Annotated in this window: 9 protein-coding genes and 3 pseudogenes; 2 read left to right on the forward strand and 10 right to left on the reverse strand. The window is 53.7% G+C overall.

All coding sequences use genetic code 11. The annotated features are described in order from the left end of the window. Positions 1–84 (forward strand): annotated as a pseudogene (locus QZ506_RS10280) (lipoprotein); the annotation flags it as partial. A gap of 341 nt (positions 85–425) precedes the next feature. Here the strand turns inward: QZ506_RS10280 and sucD are convergent. The 8 genes from sucD to sdhC form a co-directional block, all read right to left on the reverse strand. Then, positions 426–1,298, reverse strand: a complete 873-nt coding sequence (gene sucD / locus QZ506_RS10285) for a succinate--CoA ligase subunit alpha (RefSeq protein ID WP_291970897.1) — start codon at positions 1,296–1,298, stop codon at positions 426–428. Beyond that, a complete protein-coding gene (gene sucC, locus QZ506_RS10290; protein ID WP_291970899.1) occupies positions 1,298–2,464 on the reverse strand; it encodes an ADP-forming succinate--CoA ligase subunit beta in 1,167 nt (388 codons plus the stop codon). The genes sucD and sucC overlap by 1 nt, the downstream gene beginning before the upstream one ends. 153 nt (positions 2,465–2,617) lie before the next feature. Beyond that, the gene (gene odhB, locus QZ506_RS10295; protein ID WP_291970900.1) at positions 2,618–3,838 is read right to left on the reverse strand and encodes a 2-oxoglutarate dehydrogenase complex dihydrolipoyllysine-residue succinyltransferase; all 1,221 of its coding nucleotides are present in this window, start codon (positions 3,836–3,838) and stop codon (positions 2,618–2,620) included. A gap of 15 nt (positions 3,839–3,853) precedes the next feature. Then, positions 3,854–6,661, reverse strand: coding sequence for a 2-oxoglutarate dehydrogenase E1 component (gene sucA / locus QZ506_RS10300; protein ID WP_291970902.1), 2,808 nt, complete (start codon positions 6,659–6,661; stop codon positions 3,854–3,856). 311 nt (positions 6,662–6,972) lie between these two features. Next, positions 6,973–7,689, reverse strand: a complete 717-nt coding sequence (locus tag QZ506_RS10305; protein ID WP_291970904.1) for a succinate dehydrogenase iron-sulfur subunit — start codon at positions 7,687–7,689, stop codon at positions 6,973–6,975. An 18-nt stretch (positions 7,690–7,707) separates the two neighbouring features. Continuing rightward, positions 7,708–9,474, reverse strand: a complete 1,767-nt coding sequence (sdhA, locus tag QZ506_RS10310; RefSeq protein WP_291970906.1) for a succinate dehydrogenase flavoprotein subunit — start codon at positions 9,472–9,474, stop codon at positions 7,708–7,710. Then, the gene (sdhD, locus tag QZ506_RS10315; protein WP_291970907.1) at positions 9,474–9,821 is read right to left on the reverse strand and encodes a succinate dehydrogenase membrane anchor subunit; all 348 of its coding nucleotides are present in this window, start codon (positions 9,819–9,821) and stop codon (positions 9,474–9,476) included. Before sdhD ends, sdhA begins: the two co-directional genes overlap by 1 nt. Beyond that, positions 9,815–10,204: a succinate dehydrogenase cytochrome b556 subunit gene (gene sdhC, locus QZ506_RS10320; RefSeq protein ID WP_291970909.1), complete on the reverse strand. Its 390-nt coding sequence runs from the start codon at positions 10,202–10,204 to the stop codon at positions 9,815–9,817. Before sdhC ends, sdhD begins: the two co-directional genes overlap by 7 nt. 663 nt (positions 10,205–10,867) lie before the next feature. Between sdhC and QZ506_RS10325 the strand changes: the two genes are divergently transcribed. Then, positions 10,868–12,154 (forward strand): citrate synthase, encoded by a 1,287-nt coding sequence (locus QZ506_RS10325; RefSeq protein ID WP_291970910.1) that lies wholly within the window; start codon positions 10,868–10,870, stop codon positions 12,152–12,154. 57 nt (positions 12,155–12,211) lie between these two features. Here QZ506_RS10325 and nei read toward each other — a convergent pair. Both nei and QZ506_RS10335 read right to left on the reverse strand, forming a co-directional pair. Next, positions 12,212–13,002 (reverse strand): annotated as a pseudogene (nei, locus tag QZ506_RS10330) (endonuclease VIII). A 174-nt stretch (positions 13,003–13,176) separates the two neighbouring features. Continuing rightward, positions 13,177–13,261 (reverse strand): annotated as a pseudogene (locus QZ506_RS10335) (lipoprotein); the annotation flags it as partial.

Raw genomic sequence — 13,261 nt, forward strand, 5'->3', positions numbered from 1 at the left:
CAGGTGGGTGAAGCCATGGCCATGGTCAAAGCGCTTAACCGGATCACGCTATTAGGAATGCCGAACAGTATTCGCATCACGTAACAATCGACCCGTATGGGGCGCAGTCGTCACAAGTTCTGATTTATTCAACAAAGCCGCATTTTCAACCAAAACTGGCATGGAAAAACAGCATGATTACCTATTATTCAACAAAGCCCTTTTATTACTGTACTGGCAATAAAAAAAGGGCCATCCAAAGATGGCCCTCAGGCTGCTGGCAAATCACTTTACCTCTCGTCATCCTCGGTGAAAGCCAAAGATCTCTGAAAGAAAAAACGCATCCTATCGCACGAGATTCCCGCTTTCGCGGGAATGCCGATGGCGAGCGTGTGTCACTGTTTAAGGTTGTTTCATCAGCAACAACACGCGGTTATGGCAAGGCACTAACGCGCCAATACAGCTTTCACGGCATCGCCGATATACGCCAGGCTGCGCACCGTTTTCACACCAGCCGCTTCCAGCGCCGCAAATTTATCATCCGCCGTGCCTTTACCACCCGCAATGATGGCACCTGCATGGCCCATACGCTTGCCCTTTGGTGCCGTCACACCGGCGATGTACCCTACCACCGGTTTGGTGACATGCGCTTTGATATAGGCTGCCGCTTCCTCTTCCGTTGTGCCACCGATTTCACCGATCATCACGATGGCCTCGGTTTGTGGATCCTGTTCGAACAATGCCAGAATATCGATAAAGTTGGAACCCGGAATCGGGTCACCGCCGATACCAACACAGCTTGACTGACCAAGCCCGGTGTCGGTGGTCTGTTTCACCGCTTCGTAGGTTAGCGTTCCTGAACGAGAAACGATCCCCACCTTGCCCGGTTTATGAATATGGCCGGGCATAATGCCAATTTTGCACTCACCGGGGGTGATCACGCCCGGACAGTTAGGCCCAATCATCCGTACGCCGCTCTGTTCCAGCTTCACCTTCACGGTCAGCATATCCAGCGTCGGAATACCTTCAGTGATACAGATAACCAGTTCAATTCCCGCATCAATCGCTTCCAGAATTGAGTCTTTGCAAAACGGTGCTGGGACGTAAATCACCGAAGCCGTCGCGCCGGTCGCTTCCACCGCTTCGCGCACGGTATTGAACACCGGTAATCCCAAATGTTCAGTGCCGCCTTTACCGGGCGTCACGCCGCCCACAAGCTTGGCACCATAAGCGAGCGCTTGCTCAGAGTGGAAGGTGCCTTGGCTGCCGGTGAATCCCTGGCAAATGACTTTAGTGTGCTTATCAATCAGAATAGACATTATTTACCCTCCGCTGCCTTCACAACCTGCTGAGCTGCATCTGTCAAACTGGTGGCGGCGATGATATTCAGGCCGCTGTCTGCCAGCTTCTTGGCACCCAGTTCCGCATTGTTTCCTTCCAGGCGCACCACCACAGGTACGTTAACGCCCACTTCTGCTACCGCACCGATGATGCCGTCAGCGATCAGATCACAGCGCACGATACCGCCAAAGATATTGACCAGTACCGCTTTCACGTTGTCGTCGGAGAGAATGATTTTAAAGGCTTCGATCACACGCTCTTTGGTTGCACCACCGCCCACATCCAGGAAGTTGGACGGCGCACCGCCATGCAGTTTGACGATGTCCATGGTGCCCATGGCTAGACCCGCACCGTTCACCATGCAACCAATGTTGCCATCAAGCGCCACATAGTTCAGTTCCCACTGTGCAGCATGCGCTTCGCGAGAATCTTCCTGGCTCGGATCGCGCATTTCGCGCAGCTCCGGCTGGCGGAACAGCGCATTGCCGTCAGCGCCGAGTTTACCGTCCAGGCAGACCAGATCGCCCTGCTTGGTGATCACAAGCGGGTTAATCTCCGCCAGTGCCAGATCGCGCTCTAGGAACAAGGTCGCCAGACCCATGAAAATCTTGGTGAACTGCGCCACTTGCCTACCGCTCAGCCCCAGTTTAAAGGCCAACTCACGCCCCTGATAAGGCTGCGGGCCGGTCAATGGGTCGAGCGCGGCTTTATGAATCAGTTCCGGCGTTTCTTCCGCCACTTTTTCAATTTCCACCCCACCTTCGGTTGAGGCCATAAACACCACACGACGCGTAGCGCGATCAACCACGGCGCCGAGGTAGAGTTCTTGATCGATATCGGTTGCGGCTTCCACCAGAATCTGATGCACAGGCTGGCCTTGCGCATCCGTTTGGTAGGTCACCAAACGTTTGCCCAGCCAATTTTCCGCAAACGCGCGAATATCTTCTTTGCTGCTCACCACTTTTACGCCGCCCGCTTTACCGCGGCCACCCGCATGTACCTGGCATTTCACTACCCACGGACCGGCACCAATTTTCGAGGCGGCCTCTTCTGCTTCGCGCGGCGTGGTGCAGGCATAACCGGTCGGCGCCGGCAGGCCATATCGAGCAAAGAGCTGTTTTGCCTGATATTCATGTAAATTCATGATGTTCTATCCATCTCGGTTTGAAGATAAGTCGCATGACTTTCTTGATATTATTGGATAACGCCGCCAAGGGCGGCTGCATAGCACAAAGTAAACCAATACCCACCGTATGACCGCAGCTCGGCAGGCGGCGGCGTTCTACGCCATCACGCGCTATACATCGAGCAGCAGGCGTGTTGGATCTTCCAGCATCTCTTTTACCGTGACCAAAAAGCCCACGGATTCACGACCATCGATCAACCGGTGATCGTAAGAAAGCGCCAGGTACATCATCGGCAGAATCACCACCTGACCATCCACGGCCATCGGTCTGTCTTTAATGGCATGCATGCCCAGAATCGCACTCTGTGGCGGGTTGATGATAGGGGTGGACATCAGGGAGCCGAACACGCCACCGTTGGTAATAGTAAAATTACCGCCGGTCAGTTCTTCTACCGTCAGCTTGCCGTCGCGCCCTTTTACTGCGAGATCTTTGATTTTCTTCTCAACGTCAGCCATGCCCAGCGCATCAACATCGCGTAGCACTGGCGTAACCAGACCGCGCGGCGTGGAGACGGCGATACTGACATCGAAATAGTTGTGGTACACCACATCTTCGCCGTCGATGGAGGCGTTCACCTCAGGATAGCGTTTCAGCGCTTCCACCACGGCTTTGATGTAGAACGACATAAAGCCCAGACGTACGCCGTGGCGTTTTTCAAACGCTTCGCCGTACTGCTGACGCAGGTCCATAATCGGTTTCATGTTGACTTCGTTAAAGGTCGTCAGCACGGCGGTACTGTTTTTCGCTTCGAGCAAGCGTTCAGCAACCCGCTTACGCAGTCGCGTCATTGGCACGCGTTTTTCGCTGCGATGAGCCAGCGCCGGTGCAGCATCTGCGGCTTTCTCTGCTTTTTTGTCGCTGCCGCTGGCAGCCTGCGCTGCCAGATGTTTTTCGACATCTTCACGCGTGATACGGCCACCCACGCCACTGCCTTTAATCGCAGCCGCATCCAGACCGTGCTCACCGATCAGGCGACGAATCGCCGGGCTGAGCGCATCGCTGTTCTCTTCGGTCAACCCTGCGGTATGGCGCTGGGCAGGCGTAGACCCTTTGCTCTGCGCTTTCTCGCTGGTTTCCTTTCCGGAGCTATCGCCACGGCGCAGACGCCCAAGAATTTTGCGCGATGTCACCGTAGCGCCTTCGCTTTCCAGCACGGCATCCAGCACACCCGCTTCTGGTGCAGGCACTTCCAACACCACTTTATCCGTTTCAATTTCGACCAGCACTTCATCACGCTGGACGCTGTCACCCGGCTTTTTGTGCCAGGTCGCCACGGAAGCATCAGCTACCGATTCGGGAAGGTCAGGGACAAGAATATCTACGCTACTCATTATCTATCCTTTTATTTAATCAACGTTCAGCGCGTCGTTAACCAGATCTTGCTGTTGTTTCTGATGCACAGACATATAACCGACCGCTGGAGAGGCGGATGCCGGGCGTCCGGCGTAACGCAAAGACGCTCCAAAGGGAATCACTTCGCGGAAACGGTGCTGGCTGCAATACCATGCCCCCTGATTGAGCGGCTCTTCCTGACACCAGACAAAATCATGCACGTGTGCGAACGGCGCTAACGCCGCCTGCACCGCCTGCTGCGGGAACGGATAGAGTTGTTCGATGCGCACAATCGCCACATTGTTCTGCTCATTCTTACGACGCTGTTCCAATAAATCATAGTAGACCTTGCCGGTACAGAGCACGACGCGCTTCACTCCTTGCGGATCAAGTTCGTCAATTTCACCGATAGCCGGCTGGAACGCGCCGTTAGCCAACTCTTCCAGCGAGGAGATCGCCAGCGGATGGCGCAACAGCGATTTCGGTGACATCACCACCAGCGGACGCCGCATACCGCGCAGCGCCTGACGACGCAACATATGGTAAACCTGCGCCGGCGTTGACGGAATGCACACCTGCATGTTTTGCTCGGCACACAGTTGCAGATAACGCTCGAGACGCGCTGAGGAGTGCTCAGGGCCTTGACCTTCATAGCCATGCGGCAGCAGCATCACTAGGCCGCACATGCGTCCCCACTTCTGCTCACCGGAGCTGATGAACTGATCGATCACCACTTGAGCACCGTTGGCGAAATCACCGAACTGCGCTTCCCAAATGGTCAACGTGCGCGGCTCTGCCGTGGCGTAGCCGTATTCAAACGCCAGAATCGCCTCCTCGGACAACACCGAGTCCCACACGTTAAAGGTGCCCTGCGCATTATGCACATGTTCCAGTGGTGTGTAGCTCGAGCCATTCTTTTGGTTATGCACCACGGCATGGCGGTGGAAGAAGGTGCCACGGCCACTGTCTTCACCGGAAATACGAATAGAAATGCCATCATCCACCAGTGTGGCGTAGGCCAGTGTTTCCGCGCCGCCCCAATCGAAGGGCTTGTTACACAGCGCCATTTCGGCACGATCGGCGTACACCTTGACGACGCGCGGATGCATTTCAATGGCTTCCGGCACTTCACTGATGCGTTTTGCCAATTCTTGCAGGCGTTTCATCTCCACCTTGTGCGGATAAGGCTCATCCCACTCGTGGTTAAGGTAAGGCGTCCAGGTGAAAGATTGCATGTCCATTTCACGCCACTCTTCCACCACGCATTCTCCTGCATCCAGCGCGTCGCGATACAGGTTAACCTGCTCGGTGGCATCCTCCAGCGTGATGCTTTTTTCCAGTTCCAGGCGATCGGCATACACCTTACGCGGCGTCGGGTGTTTTTTGATCTTCCGGTACATCATCGGCTGCGTCGCACTTGGCTCATCTGCTTCGTTGTGACCATGGCGGCGATAACAAATCAGATCAATAAACACATCGCGTTTGAATTCATTGCGGAAATCCAACGCCAGGCGCGTCACATAAGCGACCGCTTCCGGATCGTCAGCGTTAACGTGGAAAATTGGCGCCTGCACCATTTTACCAATGTCGGTGCAATATTCCGTGGAACGAATATCCAGCGGGTTGGAGGTGGTAAAACCGATGCGGTTGTTGATCACGATACGCAACGTACCGCCCACTTCATAGCCGCGCACGGTGGACATATTCAGCAGTTCCTGCACCACGCCCTGCCCGCTGATGGCCGCATCGCCGTGAATCGTCACCGGCAATACGCGCGGACCGCTCTCACTGCTGAGACGATCGAGGCGTGCACGCACGGAACCGGTTACCACCGGGCTGACAATCTCAAGGTGCGAGGGGTTAAACGCCAGCGCCAAATGCACCAGACCACCTTCGGTGGCAAATTCGGACGAAAAACCCTGATGGTATTTCACATCACCGGTGCCGAGATGCTCTTTATGTTTACCAGCAAATTCATCGAACAAATCCTGTGGCTTTTTCCCCAACACGTTAACCAGAACATTGAGGCGGCCACGGTGCGCCATGCCCAGCACCACTTCACGCGTGCCGTTGTTGCCCGCATGGCGGATCATCTCTTTGAGCATCGGCACCAGCGCATCGCCACCTTCCAACGAGAAGCGTTTAGCACCCGGATATTTGGCCCCTAAATAGCGCTCCAGCCCTTCCGTCGCCGTCAGCTCTTTCAGGAAGCGACGCTTCTCTTCCAAACTGAAAGAAGGCTGGCCGGTAATGGATTCGATACGCTGCTGAATCCAGCGTTTCTCATCGGTGCTCGTGATATGCATGTATTCAGCACCGATAGAACCGCAGTAGGTACGCTTCAAGGCGTCATACAATTCACCGAGTTTCATGGTCTCTTTGCCGATGGCGAACGAGCCCACGTTATAGGTGTCCTGAAGGTCATCAGCCGTCAGGTTATGGTAAGCCAGATCCAATTCTGCAACTGGTGCTTGTGGGCGTAAGTCGATCAGGTCCAGCTTGGCTTGCTGATGTCCACGGAAACGAAACGCGTTTATCAGCTGCAATACTTTGACCTGCTTGGCGTCAATGTCAGGATCGGTCACAGAGGAGCTAAAGCGCGAAGCATCTTTCGCCAGACGACGGAAATAGTCGCGCGTTTTGGAATGCAGTTGATCGGGTTTGACCCCCGCCGTAGGCAACTGCTGGAAGATAGACCGCCAGCTAAGATCGATAGAATCCGGATCGGTTAAAAAATCTTCATAGAGATGTTCTATGTAGGACTGGTTCGCGCCCGCCAGATAGGAGGAATCCAGCCAGGCCTTCATTGCGCCGTTCTGCATTGTGATCCCTTAAGCTAATAAGCTTCAGTTTTCGCCGTGGTTAACATGTCCTGTGCCGTAAAAAAATCAGGCACTGTAACCGGTTCATTCCCTGTCAGATTCGCAGGGCCAAGGTGTCCTTCCCCTTTAAGGAACCTTTAAAAACCGGTTTGGCGCACAAGCCCGTTTTTAAAGGTTTCCTATCATTCCCCCGCAGCGAGCCGGGGGGATAATCATGTTACGTCTTGCCACTGCACAATACGGCAGTTTTACCTCTGCGCCGCGCCGTAATTTCTCTGCGTGGCGGCGCTTACGCTGTTTCGCGGTGCGCCTTAGGCACTGCGTTGCAACAACATCGATTTGATGTGACCAATCGCCCGCGTTGGGTTAAGGCCTTTCGGGCAGACATTAACGCAGTTCATGATGCTGTGGCAGCGGAATACGCTGAATGCATCATCCAGCGAATCCAGGCGCGGCTTGGTTTCCGTATCACGGCTGTCGATCAGGAAACGGTAAGCTGCCAGTAGCCCCGCCGGGCCCACAAATTTATCCGGGTTCCACCAGAACGACGGACAAGACGTGGAACAGCAGGCACACATGATGCACTCATACAATCCATCCAGCTTGGCACGCTGGTCCGGTGACTGCAAATGTTCACGCGCCGGTGGATTCTTCCCATTATTCAACAAGTAAGGCTTTATTTTCTCATATTGGGCATAGAACTGTCCCATGTCCACCACCAAATCACGGATTACCGGCAATCCCGGCAGCGGACGGATAACAATTTTACCTTTGGCCCGTTGCAGCGCCGAAACCGGCGTGATGCAAGCCAGCCCGTTTTTGCCGTTCATGTTAAGGCCGTCAGAACCACACACACCTTCACGGCAAGAACGGCGGAACGCCAGCGTAGGATCTTGCTCTTTCAGTTGGATCAGCGCGTCAAGCAGCATCATGTCGCGCCCTTCTTCCGCCTCCAGGGTGTAATCCTGCATGTGCGGTGCGTCATCGACATCCGGGTTATAGCGATAAATTGAAAATTCAAGTTTCATCGTGCCATCTCCGCGACATTAATAAGTACGTATTTTCGGCGGAAACGCCGGACGTAATTTAGGCTGCATGTTCACCTCGCGGCGCGTCATGCTCTCGTGTTGCGGCAAATACAACGAATGACACAACCAGTTTTCATCATCACGATCCGGATAATCGAAGCGGCTATGCGCACCGCGGCTTTCGGTGCGGTAATTGGCGGAGACGGCCGTGGCATAGGCAGTTTCCATCAGGTTATCCAACTCGAGACACTCAATGCGCTGGGTATTGAACTCCGTAGAGGTGTCATCAAGGCGCGCATTTTTCAGGCGCTCGCGAATCACCTTCAGCTCTTCCAACCCTTTCGCCATTGCATCCCCTTCCCGGAACACCGAGAAGTTGTTCTGCATGCAGGATTGCAATGCCTTGCGGATTTCCACCGGATCTTCTCCGGTACGGTTATTGTTCCAGCGATTCAGGCGTTCCAATGCAGCCTCAACATCGCTGTCGCTGGCATCGCACAGCTCACCCTGCTCTTGTAATGATTCTTGTAAATGCATGCCCGCAGAGCGGCCAAACACCACCAGGTCGAGCAGAGAGTTACCGCCCAGACGGTTAGCACCGTGCACGGAAACGCAGGCAATTTCACCTACGGCGAACAGCCCCGGCACCACCACATCTTCGCCCTTTTCATTGACCGTCAACGCCTGGCCACTCACCTTGGTGGGAATGCCTCCCATCATATAGTGGCAGGTGGGGATGACCGGAATCGGTTTTTTCACTGGATCGACATGCGCAAAGGTGCGAGACAGTTCCAGGATGCCCGGTAGGCGGGATTCCAGCACATCTTTACCCAGATGATCGAGTTTCAGCTTGGCATGCGGGCCCCACGGACCGTCGCAGCCGCGCCCTTCACGGATTTCAATCATAATGGAACGCGCAACAACATCACGCCCGGCCAAATCTTTGGCGTTAGGCGCATAGCGCTCCATAAAACGCTCACCGTGCTTGTTGAGCAGATAGCCTCCTTCGCCACGGCAGCCTTCAGTGACCAGCACACCCGCACCCGCAATCCCGGTCGGGTGGAACTGCCACATTTCCATATCCTGCACCGGCACACCGGCGCGTAATGCCATACCGACGCCGTCGCCGGTATTGATGTGGGCATTGGTAGTAGATTGGTAAATGCGGCCTGCACCACCGGTAGCCAGTACCGTCGCGCGTGCTTTGAAATAAACCACTTCGCCGGTTTCGATACAGATAGCGGTACAACCTAATACAGCGCCATCCAGATTTTTAACCATATCCAGCGCATACCATTCAGAAAAGATGGTGGTGTGGTTTTTCAGGTTTTGCTGATAGAGGGTATGCAACAGGGCATGTCCGGTACGGTCTGCCGCCGCTGCGGTACGCGCTGCCTGCTCACCGCCGAAATTCTTCGATTGCCCGCCGAACGGACGTTGATAGATGCGACCGTCATCCAGACGAGAGAAAGGCAGCCCCATGTGCTCCAATTCCAGAATGGCTTCCTGGCCGGTTTTGCACATGTATTCGATGGCATCCTGATCGCCAATATAGTCCGACCCTTTTACGGTATCGTACATGTGCCATTCCCAGTTATCCTCATGGGTATTGCCCAGAGCCACGGTAATACCGCCTTGAGCAGACACGGTGTGCGAGCGCGTCGGGAACACCTTGGACAGCAGCGCACAGGAAAGTCCCATTTGAGAGATTTGCAACGCAGCGCGCATACCTGCGCCGCCTGCGCCGATAACAACGGCATCAAATTGCCTAATTGGTAAATTCATCACGCCCCCCACACCACAACGGCTCCATAAATAACGTACACCAGCAGCGCTACCACGATGGCGAATTGCAATATCAGACGCAATGCCAGCGGCTTGATGTAGTCAGTCAGCACTTGCCACATCCCTATCCAAGCGTGAACCAGGATGGCGAACAGCGTCAGCAGCGTGAACACGTTTGTGAGGGGCATCGCGAAGAAACCGCGCCAAACGGGATAGGTGATATCCCCCGCAGTCGCGATAAACCCCACGAGATAAATCACGTAGAGCACGATAACAATGGCAGAAGCGCGAATGAGTAGCCAATCGTGAACGCCATTACGTCCTAATGCAGAAGCATTGCTTACCATACGAGGACTCCGGCCAGTAGTGAAAGCACGACAGTAATGATAAAAGAGAGCCTTGCGGAACGATTTCCCGACACGAGATCTTCTTCCAGAAAGCCAAAGTCCATCATCAGATGGCGTAATCCGCCAACAATGTGGTAGGCCAGCGCGGTGAGGATGCCCCACAGAATAAATTTAACAATCACGCTATCCAGAATGGCCGCGGCGTACAGAAACCCCTCTTCTGAAGCAAGAGAGTGCCCGAGCAGCCACAGCAGGATGCCGACGGCCACAAAGGTAATGACGCCAGAGACACGGTGAAGAATTGAGGCTATCGCAGTTACGGGAAACTGAATCGTTTGCAGATCCAGATTGACAGGTCTTTGTTTTTTCACGGATTTGCCCACACACCTTTATTATTTTTCGTTCCTCCGGACCTGTAACTAGGTCAGACAGCGCGAAGAATGCAGCCACATGCTTCCGGGTGATACGTTGGCCTTAACGTCAACATCCCATGTTAAACGACACATGACTTATTCACGCTGGGTGCTCCTACTTCAGGGGGTTCCGGAGACCTGACGCGAGTATAAGTACTTCACAATCTTATTACAATTAGCCCACAAATTGTTTGGTGACATTTCAGCTAAACAGTGAGTCAGATCACTTATTTCACATTTTATATAAAATTAACCAACTAATTTGACATATATTAAACAATTAAATTACAAATAGGGCTGTAATATGAAAGTCGCCCGTTAAGAATTCAAGATAGGCTTTCCCAGGCGACATAACTTTTGTAACAGTGGAAAGTCGAATTCCACGTAGAAAGTCATGTTAATGACTCATGTTAATGACTAGAGTAGACTAGAATTTAGAGAATCGTTACTAACCAGAAGAACACGGTTTTCCTTTGATGGGGTGGTGAGCCCGGCCACTGCCCGATGCTGTACCCTGATAGGTGCCAATAACAAGACTTCGGCGTTTGGCCGAGTTTCTCCGTTCGGTGTACAGGCATAACGGTATTTCTTCGGTGATAAATTTTTAAAATTAAAGCGCTAAGGAGACTGTAAATGGCTGATAAGAAAGCGACACTTACCCTAAATGGTAAAGAGCCCATCGAGCTTGATGTGTTGTCCGGCACGCTTGGGCAAGACGAAATCGATATCCGTAGCCTAGGTTCCAAAGGCTTTTTTACGTTCGATCCGGGATTTACTTCCACGGCGTCTTGCGAATCAAAAATCACCTACATTGACGGTGATAAAGGCGTGCTGCTGCATCGCGGCTTCCCTATCGACCAATTAGCAGAGAAATCTACTTGTCTGGAAGTCTGCTACATTCTACTGTTCGGCGAAGCACCAACCCCCGAGCAATATGACACCTTCAAAACCACAGTAACCCGTCACACCATGATCCACGAACAGATTACGCGTCTGTTCCACGGTTTCCGTCGCGACTCTCACCCAATGGCGGTGTTGTGCGGCGTAACCGGTGCATTGGCGGCGTTCTACCACGATTCACTGGATATCAGCATTGAGCGTCACCGCGAAATCGCCGCGTATCGCCTGCTGTCCAAAATGCCGACCGTGGCCGCCATGTGTTACAAATACTCCCTCGGTCAGCCGTTCGTTTGCCCGCGCAACGACTTGTCCTACGCCGGCAACTTTCTGCATATGATGTTTGCTACGCCTTGCGAAGAGTATGTGGTGAATCCGGTACTGGAGCGCGCAATGGACCGCATCCTGATCCTGCATGCCGATCATGAGCAGAACGCGTCCACCTCGACGGTGCGTACCGCAGGTTCTTCCGGCGCAAACCCGTTTGCCTGTATCGCTGCGGGCATCGCGTCTCTGTGGGGGCCGGCGCACGGCGGTGCCAACGAGGCCTGTCTGCGTATGCTGGAGGAAATCAACTCAGTTGAGCATATTCCTGAGTTCGTCAGACGCGCCAAGGACAAGAACGACCCTTTCCGTCTGATGGGCTTCGGCCACAGAGTATATAAAAACTATGACCCGCGTGCCACCGTAATGCGTGAAGCCTGCCATGAAGTGCTTAAAGAGCTGGGCATGAAAGATGACCTGCTGAAAGTGGCCATGGAGCTGGAGCACATTGCGCTCAACGATCCCTACTTTATCGAGAAGAAACTCTACCCCAACGTGGATTTCTACTCCGGTATCATCCTGAAAGCGATGGGAATTCCTTCTTCTATGTTCACCGTGATCTTCGCGATGGCACGTACCGTCGGCTGGATTGCTCACTGGAACGAAATGCACGACGACGGCTTGAAGATTGCGCGTCCGCGCCAGCTGTATACCGGCTACGACAAACGCGACTTCATCTCTTCGCTCAACAATCGCTAAGCGTCATCAGCGAAGCAAATACTCCGAACGCCGGGATTTTCCCGGCTTTTTTACGTCTCAATGCTGGCAATGTGGGCACCAGAAAAACGGGCGTGACGAGAGCATGGTGCGCACGATGGGATGTCCGCAGCGCTCACACGGTTTTCCTTCACGGTCAAAAACATTGAAACGGAACAATGCGCCGTGATGGTGATTGTCATCCACCGTTCCCCGCGTGTGATAGGAAAGGCGCGGCAGTGATAATAACGCGTCACTCAGTGCGGTCAGTTGCCCCTCCTCCAACGTCATCGCCGTGTGCTGCGGCGACAGCGCTGCTTGCCATAAAATCTCCGCGCGCAAATAGTTACCCAGTCCTGCTAAAAAAGCCTGATCGAGCAACAAGCCCCCAAACGGCGACGGCAGAATCTGTGACTCAACACTCTGGCCCGTACCCGTTCTGGGCTAACGGAGCTATCAAGCACATCAATGCCAATGCGTTGCAAGAACGGGTGGGTGGCAAGCACATCCGGCGTGAGCATGACGATATCCGAGGCGCTATACAGCAGAATCGCACGGTGTTGCGTTTCCAGACGAACGCGCAAATCGCGTTTGGTATCGGGCGCCACGCCCGCATCAACGACTCGCCACAGGCCATAAAGCTGGTTATGGGTATAAAGAATCCTCCCATTAGAAAAGTAGGTGAGCAGCGCTTTACCGCGTGTTTCCAACTTTTCGATCGTCTGCCCTGTAAGCTCTGTTTCATAAGGTTTTAATTCAGGGAAAGCAAACCAAACTCCGGTTAACAACTCCCCCACCACCGCCGCGGCTAACGCGTCGGCGGCACGGCGAATCTCTGGCCCCTCAGGCATCAATTTCTCCTTTCTCGTCGCGGAATTTTTCCCGGACGTTAATGCGTCGTACCGCCAGAAATAATCGCGTCTTGCTGCTGGCTGCTGGGTCACGGCGACGGCAATCATGGCAACCAACGGGCTTTGTTGAATAAATCAGAACTTGTAATGACTGCGCCCCATACGGGTCGATTGTTACGTGATGCGAATACTGTTCGGCATTCCTAATAGCGTGATCCGGTTAAGCGCTTTGACCATGGCCATGGCTTCACCCACCTGA

Source organism: Candidatus Symbiopectobacterium sp. (genome assembly GCF_020054415.1).
Taxonomy (GTDB): domain Bacteria; phylum Pseudomonadota; class Gammaproteobacteria; order Enterobacterales; family Enterobacteriaceae; genus Symbiopectobacterium.